This is a genomic window from Lentibacillus populi, from assembly GCA_014642895.1.
GTDB lineage: Bacteria > Bacillota > Bacilli > Bacillales > Amphibacillaceae > Lentibacillus_C > Lentibacillus_C populi.
Genome location: BMJD01000011.1, coordinates 82720 through 103592 on the forward strand (window position 1 = coordinate 82720; position 20873 = coordinate 103592).

The 20873-nt window shown below is 39.0% G+C and carries 15 protein-coding genes and 3 pseudogenes; 3 read left to right on the forward strand and 15 right to left on the reverse strand.

From position 1 onward, the window contains the following. Positions 1-60: 60 nt before the first annotated feature. Both IEX12_RS09145 and IEX12_RS09150 read right to left on the reverse strand, forming a co-directional pair. A complete protein-coding gene (locus IEX12_RS09145) occupies positions 61-4479 on the reverse strand; it encodes a GH92 family glycosyl hydrolase (RefSeq protein WP_102415718.1) in 4419 nt (1472 codons plus the stop codon). 46 nt (positions 4480-4525) lie between these two features. Further along, entirely contained in the window at positions 4526-8056 is a 3531-nt protein-coding gene (locus IEX12_RS09150; protein WP_188724977.1) for a PA14 domain-containing protein, read from the reverse strand. A gap of 510 nt (positions 8057-8566) precedes the next feature. On the opposite strand from IEX12_RS09150, the gene IEX12_RS09155 reads away from it, so the two are divergent. Then, complete coding sequence (locus tag IEX12_RS09155) at positions 8567-8725, forward strand: hypothetical protein (RefSeq protein ID WP_188724978.1); 159 nt, start codon at positions 8567-8569, stop codon at positions 8723-8725. Further along, entirely contained in the window at positions 8682-8867 is a 186-nt protein-coding gene (locus IEX12_RS23355) for an NlpC/P60 family protein (RefSeq protein WP_308777573.1), read from the forward strand. Before IEX12_RS09155 ends, IEX12_RS23355 begins: the two co-directional genes overlap by 44 nt. Positions 8868-9177: 310 nt before the next feature. On the opposite strand, the gene IEX12_RS09165 is transcribed toward IEX12_RS23355, so the two are convergent. The 3 genes from IEX12_RS09165 to IEX12_RS09175 are packed head-to-tail and all read right to left on the reverse strand — an operon-like array spanning position 9178 to position 13437. Beyond that, positions 9178-9636: a DUF3231 family protein gene (locus IEX12_RS09165; RefSeq protein WP_188724979.1), complete on the reverse strand. Its 459-nt coding sequence runs from the start codon at positions 9634-9636 to the stop codon at positions 9178-9180. A gap of 43 nt (positions 9637-9679) precedes the next feature. Then, positions 9680-11491: a YhgE/Pip domain-containing protein gene (locus IEX12_RS09170; protein WP_308777574.1), complete on the reverse strand. Its 1812-nt coding sequence runs from the start codon at positions 11489-11491 to the stop codon at positions 9680-9682. A gap of 2 nt (positions 11492-11493) precedes the next feature. Then, a complete protein-coding gene (locus IEX12_RS09175) occupies positions 11494-13437 on the reverse strand; it encodes an efflux RND transporter permease subunit (RefSeq protein WP_250889589.1) in 1944 nt (647 codons plus the stop codon). Between the two features lie 332 nt (positions 13438-13769). Here IEX12_RS09175 and IEX12_RS09180 point away from each other — a divergent pair, with 332 nt between their 5' ends. Further along, on the forward strand, positions 13770-14276 hold the full coding sequence (locus IEX12_RS09180) for a TetR/AcrR family transcriptional regulator (protein WP_250889588.1): 507 nt from the start codon (positions 13770-13772) through the stop codon (positions 14274-14276). Between the two features lie 393 nt (positions 14277-14669). Here IEX12_RS09180 and IEX12_RS09185 read toward each other — a convergent pair whose 3' ends face one another. From IEX12_RS09185 to IEX12_RS09225, 10 genes and pseudogenes are all read right to left on the reverse strand, one after another. After that, entirely contained in the window at positions 14670-15140 is a 471-nt protein-coding gene (locus tag IEX12_RS09185; RefSeq protein WP_188724981.1) for a GNAT family N-acetyltransferase, read from the reverse strand. A gap of 58 nt (positions 15141-15198) precedes the next feature. Next, positions 15199-15513: pseudogene (locus IEX12_RS09190) on the reverse strand (NUDIX domain-containing protein); the annotation flags it as partial. Positions 15514-15542: 29 nt separating this feature from the next. Beyond that, positions 15543-16019 (reverse strand): GyrI-like domain-containing protein, encoded by a 477-nt coding sequence (locus tag IEX12_RS09195; protein WP_102415726.1) that lies wholly within the window; start codon positions 16017-16019, stop codon positions 15543-15545. 290 nt (positions 16020-16309) lie between these two features. Beyond that, positions 16310-16861 carry a GNAT family N-acetyltransferase gene (locus tag IEX12_RS09200; protein WP_188724982.1) on the reverse strand — a complete coding sequence of 184 codons (552 nt, stop codon included), beginning with the start codon at positions 16859-16861 and terminating at the stop codon, positions 16310-16312. A 277-nt stretch (positions 16862-17138) separates the two neighbouring features. Next, a pseudogene (locus IEX12_RS09205) lies at positions 17139-17523 on the reverse strand (VOC family protein). 150 nt (positions 17524-17673) lie between these two features. Beyond that, entirely contained in the window at positions 17674-17907 is a 234-nt protein-coding gene (locus tag IEX12_RS23680) for a hypothetical protein (protein ID WP_308777577.1), read from the reverse strand. Positions 17908-18047: 140 nt separating this feature from the next. Continuing rightward, positions 18048-18689 (reverse strand): serine hydrolase domain-containing protein, encoded by a 642-nt coding sequence (locus tag IEX12_RS23685; RefSeq protein ID WP_308777579.1) that lies wholly within the window; start codon positions 18687-18689, stop codon positions 18048-18050. A gap of 216 nt (positions 18690-18905) precedes the next feature. Beyond that, a complete protein-coding gene (locus IEX12_RS09215) occupies positions 18906-19406 on the reverse strand; it encodes a DUF4871 domain-containing protein (protein ID WP_188724983.1) in 501 nt (166 codons plus the stop codon). 80 nt (positions 19407-19486) lie between these two features. After that, positions 19487-19672 (reverse strand): annotated as a pseudogene (locus tag IEX12_RS23805) (DinB family protein); the annotation flags it as partial. Between the two features lie 511 nt (positions 19673-20183). Further along, positions 20184-20585, reverse strand: a complete 402-nt coding sequence (locus IEX12_RS09225; protein ID WP_088050921.1) for a GNAT family N-acetyltransferase — start codon at positions 20583-20585, stop codon at positions 20184-20186. Between the last annotated feature and the right edge of the window lie 288 nt (positions 20586-20873).

A 20873-nucleotide genomic window follows, 5' to 3' on the forward strand; every position in this document is an offset into this window, starting at 1 on the left:
TTAATGCAGCCTTAGACGTCTTAGATGCTCTCATTCATTTTCAGAAAGGTCAATTTGCCACTATTTCTCATAATCCAATGTAAAGCGATCAAAATTACCGATGTAAGGCTGGTCAGGGTTGGTATCTCCTTTCATTATTACAAATAAATCATTAACCCCTGTTACCTTTTTCAATAGGCTTACCGTCGTTGTTTGATACGTTCCCCAGCCACTCGCCGTATTCGCCAATTCTGCCTTTCCGATTAGCTCCCCATCCTTTGCACCCAGCCGGAATTCCAAATAACTTCCTTTAGGCACACGTGATGTTGGGGCAGCATATTCCAACGTTATTTGATTTTTCCCTTCTTTTCCGAAGTCAATATCTTTAAAGGCCAGCCATGCACCATCAAACGTGTTGGCAACCACAACCCCGCCATTATTTGCTTCTGTCTTCAATGGTCCATTGTTAAATGTATTGACATCGGATGACCACTCGTTTCTGCTCTCAAATTCTATTGTCGAATCGGACTGTCCCGGCGGCTCATTATTATCCGCATCGTCATCCGGGATTGGCAATGGTTCTGGGTATGGCTCCTCTTCCTCACCTTCTTCCGGATCGGTTGGCTCAGGATCCGGATTTATTCCAGGAAATGGTTCAGGCTGGGGCGCAAAAGGTTTTGCAAGCCATTGTGAATCATATATGTTGCCGTTGTAATCATCCACAAGATACACATTAATCTTATACTTGCTTGCATTCACATTAAACAGCTGAGCTATTTCAAAGTCGCCATTTTTCACGGGTACAGTATTTGTCATCCATGCTTTTTCACTGCCATTCATTAATTGAAAAACGACAACTGCTGCATCATCATAATCGCCCTTTAATTTTCCTGTAACATTCACCTTCATGTTACCTTCACGTTCAACTTCCACATCCAAATCATAAACTTCCCAAAGCATATCAATGGTGTAAGGCTGGTCAGATACTAATGCCCGTCCATGTGCTTGATTTTTGCTTTCGTTCGCCTTCACCCTGACTTGGACTTGTCCAGCCTCGTATGCAACCGGACCTATTGTTTGCGGATTACCGGTTGCAGCATGCCAGGTTGTCCCGCCATCAGTGCTATATTCATAATCTTCCACCTGACCATAGCCAGGTACTTCCTTCCATCCGAATGTATTTTTCTTATCGTCCACAACTGGATTTGACGGGGCATCCGGAACAGTCATTTTTCTTACTGCTTCCAAACTAAAATCAAAAGCAATATCCGAACTGGTCGCGTTTGCCTGATGTACTTCTACTGTAATAATATTCTGTCCATCTACCAAATAAGAAGGGTCGATCAAATAACCATTGTTATCTCGTTCATCATTTACTGTTGCATTGGCATACGTATCGTAGTTCACGTCACCATCAGGCATATTGGTCCGGATAACCTCATGACCATTCAAATATACGACTGCTCCATCATCCCGAATCAAATTGGCATCCAGGCCCATGATGGATTCGACATCTTCCACCTCAAAGGTTTTTCGAAAATAAGTAGTGGGATACTTATTATCAATGTCTGGTCCATAGCTCACTTCAGTCTTGACGTTATCATACTTGTCATAACCCAGCATTGCCTGACCGGAACTCCAGCTGCTATCGTTGAAATCCAGCGCTGTCCAGCCATCACCGGGATATTTTCCTTTGTCAAAATACTTCCAGATCGATTCTTCCTGAATTAGCTCGTTTCTAGCAATCTTGTTATCAATCTCTTTTGTGAAATCCGTTACTGGTGGTGCTGCTTTTTTAGCTGAACCCCATTTCGGATTAGGATCCGGGCTCATTTCGAATTCCAGCGTCCCGCCTGCCATCAAATCATCATAGCTAATCCATGCCTGGTTAAAATTAGAACCATTGAATTGTGCTGATTGGATAAAACGATTTTCGCTTGATACGTTATTGGCACGAACGGTAAACGTTTTGCCGTTGTCCAAATGCAATGTTAGTTCATCAAAAATCGGGGATCCAATTAAATAGTACGGATCACCTGGATTTCCTGGAAACAATCCCATTGCACTATAGATAAACCAGGAAGACATTGCACCGGCATCGTCGTCCATTGACAGCAGATAACCTTCTGGATCATCCCGGTAGACGCGGGATTCCATTGGATAGGTATACAAACCGTGATTATGATATTTTTGCGTTACAACCTCTGTCGTATACTCTCTGGCATAATACTGGGTCAAGTAAGGCATCCGTAAATAATTAAATAAATATGGTACGTGTATATCAGGCTCATTGACCGCCATGTACTCATCAATCTTAAAGAAATACTGTAAATCCTTTGCCATTTCGCGGTCTCCACCCATTAATTCGGCGAGCCCGTTAACGTCATGTGGAACGAACCAGCGATATGTCCATAAATTCCCTTGATACGCATATTTGTTTACGGTTTTAATATCATTTTTATTTACATTTTTCCCATTTGGTGTAAAGAAGCCGCGTTCTTTACCGTTCTCATCCACCTGTTCTGCATTCCACAGATCCTTATAAGACAAGGTAATGTCCTTATATGTTTCATATGTTTTCTTATCACCAATTAATTCGGCAAGTTTCATAGGATAGTAGGCACTATAGGCTTTCTCCAGCTTTCCTGAAATTTCATTCTCATTTACCGCATAGTTATCGGTATCAACAGCCATACCATGTAACGCTGTATTCACCTCTTCATCGGTAAAATCGAAGCCTTTAGCATATGCATCAAGGATGGCAGAACCATTAAATTCATTTCTTACGGTTGGGCTTGGCCAATATCCTTCTCCCCACTGTACATATGAACCTCTTGTCCGGTAAACATCAATCATGGATTTGACCATGTTCTCATACTTCTTCGGCTCGAGAATGGAATACAAGGAATACTTTCGGAAATCATCCCACGTTGTCCAGCCGTTATAGTATTCAAAATCCTCGCCAATCCCGGATGTTTGGCGTACAGTATTTTCTTGTCGCGCAGCACGGAATTTCCCATCTGAACTTGTTACATTATTTGGATGTAAAAAAGCATGATACATGGATGTGTAAAAGATTGTCTTATTCTCTTCGTTGTCATCCTTAATTTCGACTTTGTTTAACAAGTCACTCCATGCACCTCTTGCTACTTTATGCTGTGTATCAAAATCCCACCCTGCAGCAACATTTTCACGTTCAGCTTTTGCTTGATCCACACTGATCGTTGATATTCCAACTTTTGCTTGAACCTCTTTATTTTCCGTTGTATCAAAATTCACCCATGCACCACTATTAGGGCCGGAACGTTGTAGTTCTTTTCCTGTGGTTTCATCTGACCACGAGGTGAAGGAATCAAAATCATGATCAAACTGGATAGAATAATAAATCTTGTAATAGCCATGTCCACACACATTTTTTGACTGAACCATACCTGAAATTTCATTATTATTCTCGATAGTAAGATTTGCGTCTATCATTCCAGCATAGGAGTTTGCAAGATCAATAAGCACGGATCCATCTTTCTCTGATTCTGGAAACGTGTACCGATGGAAGCCGACATTACCTGAAGTAGTCAATTCGGTTTCTATACCTGACGCCAGTTTAACTCCATAATACCCTGGAGAAGCTTGCTCACTATTTTTATCATATTTTTGTTTATATTCATTACTGTCTTTGGTAAATGACCGGGTTTGCGGCATCATCAAAATATTTCCGCCTGACCCGCTGCAGCCTACACCACTAAACCGTAAATGGGAAAATCCTTTTAAGTATTTATCTTGATAATAGTAGCCGCTAAAAGCCCCACCATCACTGTCGGGACCTAGTGAGACGAGTCCAAAAGGTGTGGTCGCACCAGGATTTGTTTGCCCGTTATCGCCCAGCGTATTGATGAACGGATCCACGTAGTCAACAGGATCCAAATTAGTCGGAGGTTCAGAAGGAATCTCTCCATCCTTCACTCCAAACACCTCAAATTCGTAAATACGCGCCGTGTGATTATCATAAGCACCTTTGTCAATTAACAATCTTACATATCGCGCGGAAAAAGCTGGTACATAACGATCGACAATGGTTTGTACATTATCTTTTACGACATCTACATCTGTCCAATTTTCACCGTCATTACTTTTTTGCAGCCGGAAATTCTTTGTATTCCGGAATGGATACCCGCCAGACTCTCCAATCCCGGCATTCTTGACGACCCATTCATTAATGGTATAAACCTGCCCGAGATCCAGTTCCAGCCATTTATCCGTAGCGCCAGAGTTATCACACCACTTTGTGTCCATCTTTCCGTCCACTGCGTATGCTCCTGCCTCTTTCTCATTACATTGGCTGCTTGCTTTTACCTCAGCATTTAATGCGACATTCGAGGTATCTGTTGTTTGCTGAGCCGGGGATGTTTCCGCCTTTATGGTATTGGTGCCTGAAAAAAGCGGCGTCACCAACGAAGATAAGATCAGTCCTGTCATGGCGATCGCCATTATTTTTTTTCGCATTGCCGTTTTACCCTCCCAGTTTTAGAGTTTCCCTGCAAGTCGTTACCTACTTCAGTACGATTGGCCCAGCTAACGATTGCGGAAGATCAAGGTCACTATTGAACCTGTCAAATACAAATGCTTTTACCTTGTAGTTCTTCCCGTGCACATTAAAATATTGTGAAATTTCCGTTTGCTCCTCCTCTAGAGGTATCGCATTAATGAGCAGCGGCGTATTGCCTGCAAAAAGCTCTATGACGAGGTAAGCATCCTTGCTATATTCCGCTTGTTTATCAATTTCGATATCGACAACAAGTTTATCATCGTGCTTGATAGTCCCGTTCAGTTCAAAAGTCTCATTTACCTGATTTTTTGTATAAGCATTAGGCGCTTTCAAAATCATGCCAGCCTGATTGTTCATTTCTGCACTTGCTTTAATCCGAACCTGAACATGCCCTTTTGGAATATCCCGGTTACCTACTGGCTGTGGATTAGCAGTAACCGTCTTCCAGGTTTCTCCGTTATCAACGCTGTATTCGTAAGCTGACAATTTCTCATACCCTGGTACATTGGTCCATCCAAACGTGTTATATCCATCATCTGTAACTGGTTTGGTTGGTGCTGCCGGAGGAATATCTTTGGTAGATACGACCGTTCCTTCCGAATTATCTCTTTTATCAACCGCCTTCACAACAAATTGATAGTTTTTGCCATTTTCCGCGTCTTTCACAGTATATTGATAGCTTTTTTGGTCTTCTTCAACCGGTACATATGCACTCCAATTTTTCCCTAGACGGCCTTCCTTTTCGTAAATACGGAAGCCGCGGACCGGATCGCTGTCTTTCTTAGCTTCTTCAGGTTTTTTCCAATTCAGTACAATTTGACCGTTACCATTCCGTACAGCTGTTAACCCATCGACTGGTTCAGGCGTTTTGTCATTTCTTACGATCGTGTAATGATCAAACGACTCTTTCTCACCAGATCTGTATGAATCGATTGTCAAACTATTTTCCGTCATTTTTACCCCGGAAAAAACTGGCTTGTACGGTTGTTCATATTTGGCGGCATAATATTTATCCACATCTTCCCGTACATCGTAATACTTTGTTCCAGCGGCGTTATTGACGATATACATCGTTCCATCAGGATTGATCACATTGCCATTCTCATCCGCTTCAATATCTGTAACCGGCTTATCATTGTACATTTGGTGTGAACGCATAAATGTATGATCATGACCTTGCAGAACAACATCAATACCAAGTTCATCAAAAACCGGATAAAGCATTTCCCTTAATTCGAAAATATCTTCATCTGCCGAATGACCGCCAACCGAGTAGATTGCTTTATGGATGGAAACGATTTTCCATTTCTTATCCGTCTTGGCTACTTCATGTTTGAGCCATTCAATTTGCTGGTTAAAGGATTCCCTTTGCCGGTCATCCCAGCCCATATCCATTGTGTTTAACACCATAAAATGAGCATCTCCATAATCAAAAGAATAGACACTGCCAGGTGGTAATGGATTATCAATAGCATCATTTGGATAATGGAAATGATAATGAAAATTGTTATGGTACGGTCCTTCATGGTTACCGACTGCCGCCATTACAGGCAGATCCATTAATAATTCCTGTGGTTTTGCAAAATAATCCAGCCATTGGTGCTCCATTGCACCGGCATCGACCTGATCACCACCCATGATTAAGAATTTGGAGTCAGGGAAGAACTGCAACCCTTGTCCCAGTGTATCCGCCCAAACTTCGTAATCATGTGTATTTGCTCCTTGTGAATCGGTCATATATAAAAATTCAAACTCGCTCTCATCCTTTGCCTCTGTGATAAATTCACCAATCTCACTCCAATTCCCTTCACTTCCAAGACGATACTCATAGGAAGTGCCTGGTTCAAGCCCTTCAACAAGTACTTTATGACTGGAAAAGGTACCATTTTGCGAATTTGTGACTTTTAAATCCAATACTTGTGAATCCCCTGTAAAGCGCAGCACCTCTTTGGAATCGAAACCAGACCCAGCCGGGACAACTTCGACGATACTATCTAATACATTGTCCGGTGCATTCTCGGGGTGTTCATGGTTTGTGTACCACGCGAAGGAACGTTGTGTTTTGGCATCTCCGTAAAGCGACATTGCAATAGCAATTGGCGAATAATCTTCCCATTCCGAGTAATTCTCTGGTGTAAATTGAAAACCATTTATCACTTCACCATCACTATTTTCCACACTGTCTTTTCCATCGTAAGCAATAGTGACATGTTGATTTGGGGCAATGGGATCTTCCAGCTTCACATGAAGTATCGATGAATCCGTCTTATCCAGCTCCACGTTTTCCACTGCATTTTGCTGATCGCCGGCATTTACGGTTAGATGATCAGGGAAATTTGATGGTATCGCAGCAAGAGGTTTTACAAACTCAACCTCTATCGTTTGACCATTTCCCAGGACAGTTCCACTAATAGGGCCATTATAGCCGGAAGGTAAGAACAATGCCTCCTCAGGAACTATTTCTTTTTCCACGCTGGGGCTTGACCAGCTTAGGTGAAGATTAGACCCGCCATGATCCTCAAAATATTCCATTTTAATATCATATTCCCTGCCCGCTTCGAGCTGTATTGGTGAACTGGTTTGCTCTACGTCCCAGTCATTTACCCAATGGTCAATTACCAGCTGATCATCGATCCATAAACGAAATCCGTTGTCGCCAATCATGGAAAACGTATATTCCTCGGTGAATTCCGGTACAAGTTGACCCGTAAAATCAATACTTGCATCATCTGCCCTGCCGGTATGCTTTTGCAGAACAGGGTCAAGATTGCCAAAATCAACGTTTGGTTCAACGGCAGTTGACTTCCAATCTACTTTATCAAAATTATTATCTCCTGAATTCGTGAAGTATTCAGCGAGTAATCCATTATTTTTACCTGGTTCTATTGTGGAGCCTTCAAGCGCTAATGAAAAGAAGGTATCTGAGCTGGTTTGATTGATCTGATGTACCTCTACCGCCACAACATTTTTGCCATCAACAAGGATAGAAGGATCAATATCAAATTCATATTCATTACGCTCATCATTGACTGTATTAGCGGCTAATGTATCGTAAGAAATGGTGCTCTCCTGTGGCATATTCGAGCGGAATACTTCCTGTCCGTTCACATAAATAACTGCACCATCATCGCGAACTAATGTAGCTTTTAACTGTTTAAAGGCATCAGCACCTTTTAGTTCAAATTCTTTTCGAAAATAAGTAGTAATATGCTTTTTCCCCGAGTCATTTCCAAACCCGGTAACCGTGTTTAACCCCTTGTTATCACGGCCATACCCTAAAGGTGCCAATCCAGTTTTCCAGCTGCTATCATCATAATCAATACTTGCCCAATCTGATCCTTGATTCGATCCATCATCGAGATAATTCCATTCCACTTTATTTGCATCCTGAAAGATACTATTAAACTCATCTACAGCCGAAGAGGATCGATCCTCTGCCAGTGGCTGTCCCAAGATAAAAAAAAGAAAGCATACAACTGTAACCAGCCCTGCTATCGTTAGTTTGCCAGCTAACGTAAACCGATTCTTTTCCAACATATTCCCCTCCTTTGATTTGCAATTAACTGTATATCCGCCCTAAACAGCTGTCTTTTTTCGGTATATCACTCCCTTAATCTACAAAACTATGGATTTTTCGATATTTTCCACAACAACCAATTTTACCGAATAATTGTTAACTGCTTTTAAATTTACTGTTAAAAATGATCGTTTTTTGTAAATTTAATGTAACATTTGAAAAACATATCCATAGTCCAGTGTCTTTGTTTCGCTCCGATCCCATTCTATTTTCATCAACGTTCCCGGGAATCCCTTGTTAACCTGAACTTTTTCTTTTTTAGTGAGTGCTTAACCCTGATAAAGAACCCAGCGAAAACATATGATACCGGACATTTTCCTTTCAAAAAGCGGGGATGGCAGATCTCATTGGATTACATGTTGTCATAATTTGTAACAATTTTTACTTAATTTGTAGTCTCTATCTAATCTCACAATCTATTTATTAGTAGCTGGTAATCAAAAATACACATCGAGGGAGAGTACATAATGTTAAACGGGAACAATTCTTTAAAAAAGTATATTGTATCTACAGGTTTTGTTACGTCACTCGCGTTTACGCCGGTAGTCGCTGGAAGTGTTTTTGCTCATGGTGCAGCACCAAATGAGCCAAATGATAGTACAAGCCATGACAATACAACCGTATAAAGACGGTGTACCTCACAGCGGTATTTATAATGGAAACAAGCAAATGATTCATGCTGGTACAGAGGAAACAGGTGTAGAAATCACATCTCTGGATAACAGCTACTGGCAAAGTCATTATATTGGCGCAAAATCGTTTCAATAAATAGTTCCTATAATTCTATATAATACCTTCCAGTTGAATTTTTGTGCAGTACTTTTCAACAGGAAGGTTTTTTATGAGTCCCATGCCAAGTCACACCATAATTCGGTTAAAAGTATTAGCATTTATGGTGATATGGGTAAAATAATGAGTAGAAGAACCTGGATGTATACGGAGATTCAGGAAGCGTTGATTTGATAGAAAAAGGGAGCTGTTGTAGCTCTCTTTTTCCTTTAATGATTTTCCATGTAGAAGTTACCCAAAGCCAGAAAAGCAATAGACCATCATAGCTTTTCAATTACACTATTTTATCCTATTGCTTTTTTGTTTTGGCAATTTCAACGTTGTCAATTGATTGAGGGGGCTGTTCCATCCACCCATGTTCGATTAAAATATTAGCACCATCTTCTGCGTATTGAATACTTTCCGCCAAGAGACGCAAGTATTTTGTTCCTATATCACGTCTTGCAGCTGTCCCTAAAGCGGTTCCGTAGTAACCAGAAGAAGCACCCGTTAACAATGATACTTGAAACATCATTAACTTATCGGAAAAAGGTGGTGTTGTAGAGTTTAAAACCTCTGAATCCCACGTTGCCGATTCGGTGATATTTTCCTCTGACATTGTATGAGAAAACAACTCTACGACTTTATTAGCAATTTTCACCCCCCGAACCATGTAATTCCGTACCGTTTGTAATCCAGCCGTTTGTCCAAAGCCAAGCAATAAAGCCTTTCCTATGCCGTTGCGTTGTAAATCATTATACAGGTACAAAAAGGTGCCTCCCCTCATCAGGGGCAGCACCTTCATTCACTCTTTATGAAAATAAATCCTTAAAACGAGCCCAGATTCCTTTTTCCTCCTTTTTCGGCTCCTCCGTTGTCTCCGGTTCTTCATATTTAATGCTCTCCGTTTTCAAGACAAATTGTACCGAATTGACATTCTCGTTTTTAGCGGAAACAAAGGATACAGCATCGAAATCGGATTTGTCATATTCGTCCATCATTTGATCGATTTCCTCTGTCATTTCTTTAGGGATATCTTTCGTGGATTGATGCAATTCCGTTGTGCCATCGTGAAGTTCACCAACACCATTTTCCAATTCTCCAGTGCCTTCAGACAGTTCTCCAATTCCATTGTGCAAGTCCTGATAAGAACTGGCTAATTGGCCAACTCCCTCCGTATAATCCACTAAACCCGCGTGAAATGTTTTATAGTTGGCAGACAAACTGGCTATTCCTTCCTGCAATTGAGCAAAGCCTTCCATGCTATCCATGTTTTCCAGAGAAGATGAAAGCCCGTTCGCCATGGCATCCAAATTATTAGCCATTTCAGTGAGTCCATCAATTGTTTTCCCTAATGTTGTATCTACTGCAGCAAAACCTTGTTTCACCTCAGCGTAAGTTCCTTTTGCAGTTTGTGCAGCTTTATAGGTTTCCAGGAGTTTCCTAACTACTTTTGGATCTGCATTACTTTTTTCCAATTTATCCATTTCTTCCTTTGTAACATCTGCAGGAATAGCGGTTATTGCCGCATCCAGTGCATCGTAAGCTTTCTTATAATTCTGTTTTAGGGTTACTAACCCATCTGCAGTTTCGTGTAAACCACCAGAGACCTCAGTAAGTCCTTTGACTAACTCATTAATCCCGCTTAGATCCGTCCCTTCCGCATTACTAAGGGATTTACTCAACGTAGCAAGAGCCTCTTCAATGTTTTTGGACCCATCCACCAATTCAGATGAAGATCCATCAAGTTCGGAAATCCCATTTTTGTACTGCTCGGAACCTTCATGTAAGCCCGCGACACCGTTATTCAATTCAGAAACTCCATTATTCAGTTCTCCCACACCATCGTTTATTTCAGCAATGGCACCTGTCAGGGATTTCATGTCACCTGTCATTTCATCGGCATCTGGTGCATCCACAGACATTGTTGAGGGGGCACCTGAGATGTTGATGCCGTCTAACTCAAATTCATCTACATCCGCTTCCACAACCAGCTCTTCTTCATTTTCAGGCATCACGGTAAATGTCACTTGTTTATCCTTTCCAGAATTAGCGACCATTCCGTCTTCCGCCTTGATGTTGCTGGCGATTTCCGTGTTGAGCGTAAGGGAGATTTGCAATAAATAGTTTTTGAAAAAAGCCGGATTAACCTTCTCATTAGCTGACGTCTTTATCCGAATTTCCACATGACCCTCTTTTCCAGCCAGGTCTTCTGGAGAAATCTCCTTTCCGTCTAAAAAGTACGAAATCGCAATATCCCATGGTAAGGCGGCATCATTCATATTCCCCTGATAATAAAACTTCCCTTCAGGTGCTGTAACCTGTACCGTATTGTCAGTTTGTTTCATTTCTGATAAATCGGTTAAGTTCTTCAGGCTTGAATAATTACCGTAATCAACAACTTTTCCTGCTTTGGTAACGTCCAGCGTGTTCACAACATAAATTTCTTCCCTGTCACCATTGGCACCAAGTGTTGCATATACCACTTCATCTTTTGACGAAACTTCCCCATCCTTCTTGGCTGCAGCTTCCTTTGTCTCGCTGTCATTTGCAGAAGCAGTTACAAGAAATGACGGCGAAACAAGGATAACAGCCGCTAAGACAAGTAATATTTTTCTCCTCATCATCATTTCTCCTTATAATAATTTGCTTTCCATGTTGTTTTTTCTATAAGCTTATCAAATACCACTAGCATGGCTGGCAAGAATAACACAACCATAATAAAGGCAAGTAATGCTCCACGTCCCAGCAATAATCCTATGGACGAAACGATTGGGTTGGACGAAGTCATCGATAGAATAAACCCGACACTGGATAAAATGGAAGCAGAAACAGCAATCGAGAAAATTTTCTCATCGATGCTCTTCTTAATTGCTTTAAGTGCTGGCATTTCTTTTCGTTTCTCTTTATAATCCTCCGTCAGCAGAATACCATAATCAACCGTGGCAGCAAGCTGTACCGTACTGACGATCAGGTATCCTATAAAGACCAGCGAAGAATTGGTAAAGTAAGGAACCGATAAATTAATCCAAACAGCCGACTCAATCGTCAGCAAAAGAATGACAGGAATAGAAATCGATTTAAACGTGACTAATAAAACAACGGCGATCGTGATAACGGTGAGTAAATTAACAATCGTATTATCCTTTTGAACCACATTTTTCATGTCATACAGTGTAACGCTTTCTCCCAGTGAATAGAAATCATCACCATAATAACTTTCGGCCGTATGTTGGACGTCTTCGATTAAGCCAAATGCCGTATCTCCTTCCGTATCCGTATTTGTTTCCAGGATGATTCGACTGTAATTTTCGGAATAAAACTGTTCTGTCGCAGATTCATCCAAGTATTCAGGAGGAATTGCCGGACTGACAGTGTTGACATATGATAAAACATTTTTCACATGCTCTTTTGTTTCCAAGTCTTTCACTAATTCTTCTTCCTTCGCAATATCCCCTTTTGGAACAAGCAAAACCATAGAGGTATTCTTCCCAAATTCTTCTTCAATCTTTACTACATCACTGCCAGCACGAGTTGATTCCGGCTGTTCACCGATCCCATAAATGAAATCCGTTTGACCCTGCGCTAAAAATGCCGGCACAAGGAGAAGCAATACGAGGATCAAACTTGGTATTTTTAGTTTCATAACACCATTTCCAATATTTTTCAAGCTTGGGAGTAATGGCTTGTGGTGGGTTTTATCAATCCATTTATAAAACATAAGTGTCAACGCTGGCAGAAAAACCATGACACTAATAAAGCTTAATAGAATTCCCTTTACAAGGTTAAGTCCTAAATCTGAACCAATCTCAAAATTCATAAATGTTAGGGCGATAAAGCCAAAGAAAGTAGTTGACGCACTTGCTGCAATCGCAGGAAGTGATCGCTTCATCGCAAGCTGCATTGCTTCCTTGGGATCAGCTACCTTTTGTCGATAATCTGAAAAACTATGAAGCAGAAAAATAGCATAATCCAGTGAAACCGCAAGCTGCAAAATCGGTGCCACCGATTGAGTGACGAATGATATTTCACCAAGAAATATATTCGTTCCTAAATTGATCAATACCGAAACACCGATAGCCGTTAGGAAAAATACCGGTTCAATCCAGGAACTGGTGGATAGAACCAAAATGATTATAATAATCGGTATCAATAAGGCTGCAGCATACATGGTTTCGGTCAAGGCCATCTTTTGTTGAGTCGCTGTATTTAACGCCTCTCCTGCCATGGCATTTTCTTCTCCAATAAGGTCATAGATAGCATCCGTAACCTCCACTTCGTCTCCTTCACGGATACTGAAGGAAAATAACGCATTATTATCCTTATAATAAGATTCTACAGTATCCTGATCAGCCATTTCGATTGGAGTTTTTATATCAATCGCATCGTCTAACCAGGTAACATCCGATACTCCATCGATGGACGCAAGTTGATCTTTGTAATCAAGTGCTTCCTGTATGGTAACATCATGAATCATAACACGCGTATTCGGAACAGAACCATCAAATTCCTGATCCATGACTTCCATTGCTTGCGTAGATTGTGCATCTTCTGGCAAGTAATCTACCATATTGTAGTTAACCGAGACGAAAAACTGAGCAATGGTACTGATTACTGTAATGATTAAAAAAGTGATGACAATGGGCTTTTTATGTTTAATAATTCGTGCTGCAATGCCTATAACAATTCACCCTTTCTTGCATTATCAAAAGTTTCACTATATCATTATATAAAACACGGTGTTGTTTATGCAACAGACAGTTTTACAAAATACGTACGTTTCTCAACACAACGTTTTATTATGTTGGAAAACGCGAAAAAAATTTAGGAGGGATTCCTATTACTTCTAATAAATTGGATAGACGAAAAAAATATACGCGTATGGTTTTAAAGGAAAGTATCATGAAATTATTGGAGGAAAAGCAAATTTCTGCGATTACAGTCAAAGAAATATGTGAACTGGCCGATATCAACCGCTCCACTTTCTACGCACATTACGCTGATCAGTTTGACCTTCTTGAGCAAATTGAAGAAGAACTGATTGAGGATATGAGTATGTACCTAAGCACGTACAATTTTGAGAAGGATGATGAAGCCTTACAGATGACGGAAAAATTGATTGAATACTTTGCTTCCAAGCAGGATGAATGCCAAACGCTCCTCAATGAAAATAGCGATTCCTCCTTCCAAAAGAAAGTTATGGTTGTCGCTCACCGTTTCATCATGAAAAACTCGATGGAGGTTAAGCATCTTGATAAGGATATTTCCGAGTATTTGAGTTCATTTATCATAAGTGGCAGTATTCAAGTGTTGAAAGTATGGTTGAACAACGGGATGGATAAACCACCAAAAGAAATGGCTGAATTAATAATTAATGTAGTTAATAAGGGGATTTGGGGGTTGAGGTGATACGGTTTACAGTAATGCGAAAATGGAGCCAGTCTCCCGGTTTTCTATCTCTTAAGTAGATTGGGAAAAGGACTGGCCCCTATTCTAATAGGATACCGTTGAAGCATGCCACATTTTCTCACTTTATTGATTTTTTATCTGGTACAGCGTTTATTATACTTTCCCCTCTTTCACAAGGACTGGGCTCATTTCTGCCTACCTTCACAACCTTTTTGTTGACACTATGGTTCAATTTGGATACTGGCAACGGCCCTTAATGGTGGCTGTAAATTGAGATAGTGGGAGATGACTAACCTCCGCCCCTCTTACACCACTGTACGTACGGTTCCCTATACGGTAATTCCAGATTATGTGCGATGCAAAATTTCATATCTTGCGGTATGCTCTTCAGCCCTAGGTTTGCCTAAAAGGAAAATATTCCAAAGGTTCTGTGCAATGAACGTAATCATTTTTCTTATAATAATTAATTGCATCATCGCTTGGACACACAATAATAAATTCATATTTATGTTCTTTAGCCCACTCATTTATTGTTGTAAGCAGCTTACTCCCAATACCCTTATTTCTAAATTCTTTAATAGTATATACGTTCGTCATGTAAGCAAATGGATGTGTTATTCTACCAGGACGTGGTACTTTTTGTATTAATTCTATGTAGATATGGGATACAATTTTTTCATTTTCTTCCGCGACCCAAATAAACCATTGTCCACTATTAAGTGCATTCTCTAAAAAGGATTGGCATTCCTTTTCAAATTCATTGAATGATTCGCTTTTTTTACTTTCATCATATTCAATTGTAAAATCCCATCTCATTCTGATTAATTGCTTGATGTCTTTTGCTTCCGCAAGTCTTATATTCATCTATAAATTCCTCTCCTTAATCTCTTGTCACAACAGCTTCTTCATTAGTGAAATAATTTTAATATTTGTTAATGACAGTTCCCCTGAATATATATGGGCGGAAGATTTTATGTTCATCAATCCTTCCAGATCGCTTGGTATATGTAAGTATTTTTCTGCTATATGGGTTCGATCCATGTAATTTCTTCAATTTCCTCTGGATATGAAATCTTATTTCACCACCAATCATTTTCCCGATAAAGGTAAACAAGATAGCGTGATGTCCTTGTTCTTCAAAAAATGCTTCAGTCACTGTAAAGACTCCATCTACCTGGACATCTAATCCTGTTTCTTCTTTTACTTCGGGAATAGCAGCTTCCTCTAACGTTTCTCCCTTTTCAAATTTCCATTTCCCCTTTTAAATTACTTAATAGTATCCAACAACTCTACATCTACATTTTCAATATCATTCCAACTATGAAACTTTTCTAAATGCCATTTATTTTTTAGCCTTGAATAGTTGTTCTCATCAATCCATTTATGTAATTCATTATATGAATCCATTATTTTATGATTAGGACCTTTGTGCCTCGTAACAGCATATCTTTGAGATGGTACAGTTAGAGTCACCATATCAGTTGGAATGCCCTCGTATTCTTTTACTTCAACACAAACCCAATAACCATCTTCATCGGCAGTTTCATTTTCTACCTTAAATGCACCAAATTGTTGTAAGGGATTGACAACCTGTTTAATTTCACTTAAACGCTCACTTAAACGTAATGATGCTTTTGGTATTTCAACTATGTATTGATCACCGGAACACAAAACTCGAAAACCTATTAATTTTAATTCATCAAGTTCTTTGATAGTCTTATTCTGTATTGTTGTTCTTGACATTTCAATTCCCTCCTATTTTTACATCACCCGTTATTTAGTTAGATTAAACTACCTTTCTTTTAAATTTTACAATTACTAAAACAAATCCATAAGACAGTGACATCAACAATAAGTATGATTCATAACTTAGGTCGAATAGCATACAAATGTATAAGTCGGATGGTATGGTTAATTGAGCCATGTTGCACTAGTTAATGCAAAAAGAAATGGTAATATCCTAGTTTAAAAGTTCATCAATTGTATCGCCAAACTGTTTCAAAAAATTCATTGTCTTTTTTTTAATATAAGATCTATAATCCTATTGAGTTAATAATTCCATAATATACTAGATCTTCATATCGTTTTTCTTTCTTTACATGATCAATTAATATCCCTTCCTTCTTCATGCCTAATTTTTGCAAAACCCTTCCCGAAGCTGGATTTGAATGAAAATAACGAGCAAAGATTTTATGGTATTGCTTTACATCAAATGCAAATTTTAATATAGCCTGCGCTGCCTCTATAGCATACCCATTTCCCCAAAATTCTTCACCAACCCAATAGGCTATTTCTCCATGATTAAACTTCTGGTTGTTGGATAACGCTATAGCTCCATATAATTCTCCTGTTTCCTTATCTGTTATAGCAAATTCATATAATTTATTGGCATTAAAATTATCACGATGATGTTCCATCCACGACAAAGCATTCTCTATACAGTATGGATAAGGTAGGTACAATGTACTTTTGTAAATATTATAATTATTACAGAGCTTCGTAACAGTTACTGCATCCGATTTTTGAAACAGTCTCAGTACTAGCCTTTTAGTGATAATTGTTTTACTTGGACTGTCATATATCATAAGAAATCCTCCCTGCATTGTACTAATATCGAGTATTTAATTGCCTTAATTAAACTAATTTGACTATCCCATTTCTATACTCCGGCAGAAAAAGGGGGTAACCTTTATAAGCTATCGTACCGGTTAGTTAAGAAAAAATTACTCTTCTTCTGCGTATAATCTTCTGGCTCTTCATGCTAAAGTTAATCACGTAATATTCAAATAATTAAATTTCATATTAACACATAAACAGGCAATGATTTCGCTTGTTAGACAATCGTATCTGTTACTTGAAAACTTATGGAGCCACAAGTTCTACTTTTATTCTGTCAGGGTCTTCAAAATAAACGGCATAATGGTCATCTCCACCAGCAAATGGATGAGCGTTTTGATAAAGAATATCGATTTCTTTATTCTTTAATTTTATTGTTAGTTCGTCCACATGTTGACGTGAACTTGCATGAAATGCTAGATGATTGAGTCCTACTCGGCATCTATGGTAGAAACCTTTCCTCTACTTGTACAAAAACGAGGTAAGTACTCCCCAGTTTCCAACTCCGTCCACTTTCCCAGTTTTGAAAAGGGATATATCCTAATTCTTCAAGTAACCACCCCCAAAATTCTATTGATCTTGCTAAATCAGAGACGTATATTTCAATATGATGAAGTAATCCTTTTGGCAAGAAGCAGCCCTCCTATTGAACTGATAACTGCGCTACCAGTTGAAACACGGAGTTAATTACTTCAGTAAAACAACGGGTAGCACAATAAGAATGTAAAATGCAACGGTGATATCCTAGTTGAAGTAACTTACCGGTTAGCTTAACATCAAATTACAAGGTAAAAGATTTATATACTTCACCAATAATTCCCTTCAACTGATGAACACCTAAATCTGTATTTGTCATGATGACTAATCCGGTCTCCAGATAAGGGAAGGCAACTATCATACACTGAAAGCCCTTTCCCCAGCCAAGTGAAGAAACTTCAAAATCCTTTCCTAAACTGTCTAAAAATAGGCCTAGCCCTGTCCATTCTTTACAGCCTTGTGAGCTTATCATTTCCATTACTGTACTTGCAGTAAGTCCAATCTTACTTTTGCCTTTTAAAGAATTAAATAATTCCATAACCAAAATGAATAAATCAAATGGCGTTGTCCATAGTCCAGATGCCGCTGGATAAGGATATATAGTATATTTTCCATCAACTAATTCTCCATTTTTATGATAGCCACAAGAGAAGTTTTCCCTTTTTTCATTTGAATGGTTATTGGGAATGAACTTTTATCCATTTTTAATGGTAGAAATATGAGATCGTTTATGACATCCTCAAAAGGTCGTACAGTCACATCTTCTATCAATTGCTGTATGATACAAAAGCCCGCATCTGAGTATTGAAAGTCGCTTCCTGGTTCATATCTCACTTCAATAGGCACTTTGCAATACGATGTCTTTCCTTCTAACAGCTCGACCGTTGAGGGGATACCGTCATTCGATCTAAGTTCTGTAAAACTGTCAACTGGGTCGATAGTTCCTGATTGATGGCAAAGTAAATTACGTAATGTATTTATTATCAGGAACTTCCATGACTTAAGCCTTTTGTTTATATCCTCGTTTAAGTCAAGAAGACCTTGCTCCGTTAATTTCATCACCAACATCCCTGTTACGAACTTACTAACGGAACAGGCATTAAAAATGGAATCACTATTTACACTTTTAGTTGTTTCCGCTTCTAATAAACCATATTGATCTACCAAACTAATTTGGCCATTTTCAATTAATGTCATGCTTAATCCAGTTACATTATAATGTTCCATACGCTCTTTAATATTTATATTATTAAGTCCCATATTACACCCCCGTTTATTAACATGATTATACCATAAACAGAGAATGTATGTTCCTTGTTATTTCTTAAACCCATTATTCAATGGTTACGCTCTTTTTGTTTTTCTCCACGCTAATTTACTCAACATATAGTTATATTTGGTTACCTAAAGAAACGTTTCATCTTTCCAGTTAAGCCTTCCACTACCTTACTTGGAAGTGTAAATATCCTCCTAAACCTACTCATTTATTTGATAAATCAATGTATCAAATAATGTATCATCGGTATAAAGCAGTATTGCCCACTCCCCAGATTCTGGTATCTTTACACTGGACGGTGTATGGGCATCGGCTCCATTATTTGGTCCTGCAAGTCCCGTCGTCCAACTATCTTTTAATATCTGATGGACTTTCTCTGTTTCTTTATGAAAACCAACAATTGTTAATTTTTTGTTTCCTGGGTTTTTAATTCCCCAAAGGTGCCACATCCATTTTTGAACGTTTAAACTTGGCATATCTGCACCAATGACACCTGATTTGTTCTCATTTCCAATAATGCCTCTTTCTCCAAACTCGACTGCTTTCTTTTCCCAATCAATTTGTTTAAAATCACTTTCTTGAACAAATTCAGGAATGTCATCAGGTAAAACGATTTCTTTTTCACCTGTTGCATCTGATGTACAAGCTACCATAACAAATAACGCGCACAATAAAACAAATATCATTGGAATTCGCTTCATAGAATACCCTCATTTTCGTCTGTTTGCGGTGTCCATTTCTCAATAAAGGGTTTTATATCGGTTTGAAGAGAATCTGACAGTTACCTTACCTTTTCAAGTGACTTATATTGTTCGAAATCGATTAACCTGATTTCTTTTCCCATCAGCATGCTCATCCACATCTGTTCCGTATTGACGATATGAAAGAGGGTACCTAAAATATCCCCATGGCCGCCAACGCGTTTACGTGTCAGTTCTTCCTCAGGTACGTCCTTGCACCGATTAAACCAATCATTTCTAACTTACCCAATTGTACTGAAACATTTTGCACATCTTTGTACTCTCCTTTTTTGGAAATTAATTACTAAAGTTTGCTAATTTCTCCCCGCCCTGATGCTAATTTAATTTGATTCATCTATTATTACTTTAGTTAAAAACCTAAGCCATGTAGACTTTATATTTATTTCGATCTGGAGCTGTTTAATTCCTTCTAAAGGTATATTTTAAGAGGATGTTCAAAAAGTCACCAAATGATAAGCTGCGAATCTCTTCGTTGGCTTGCTTTCCGCTCCTCATGTACCTTTTTGTGTACATTCCGGTGCTCAAAGCTACGCCGCCTCGACCTTCTTGCTTCTCATTCGGCGACTTTTTGAACACGCACTTTAAATTATTTTTTCACTGCATTTTGTTGCAATGGGTCATTTTTTATTGGTTTAATAGATTTAATTAAGTTCGTTATAAGTAGGGACTGGCTTTTACTTAAAAACAAAGAGATAGCTACATCATATTCATAATACCTTAAAGATGCATTTTTAACCCTTCGTGTGATGCTTTAAAACCTAAACGTTCATAAAAACGTAAAGCATCTTCTCGCTTTTTATCTGTGGTAAGTTGGATCAAGTGACAACCACGTTCTTTTGCCCGTTGAATTGCCCATCGTATAAGGGCGCATCCTATTCCTTTACCTCGCTCGGAAGATGACGTTCTTACTCCTTCAATAGTAGCTCTCCAGCCACCTTGATGTGTAATATATGGTGTAAATGTAATTTGTTGAACTCCTATAACTTTATTATCGTAACAGGCTACAACCAACTCATTGTTAGGATCAGAAGTTATAGCCTGAAATGCATTTACATAGCTTTCCGGAAGAGGTTTTTTGTAACACTCTCTTTTACTCCCTAAAACGTCATCTGTAAGCATTTCGACAATTCTCTCCAAATCCTGTTCCGTTGCGAATTTAATAATAATTTCTTTTTTCAATAAAACTCTCCTCCATTTCCCTATATTAATACTAACTAATAAATGGAATTATTTATAATACATAATTGCAATCATAAGAGATAAAAAATTCTTATACTTCAATCGGGTTTCTCTGGTTATGTGAATGACCCCACCTTATCATCCTTTCGGAATGCTTGAAGGTAGGGCTTCCTGTTTCACAGACCATTGCATCTTAGGGGATTCCTAAGACGTCTTACATTGTCTCCA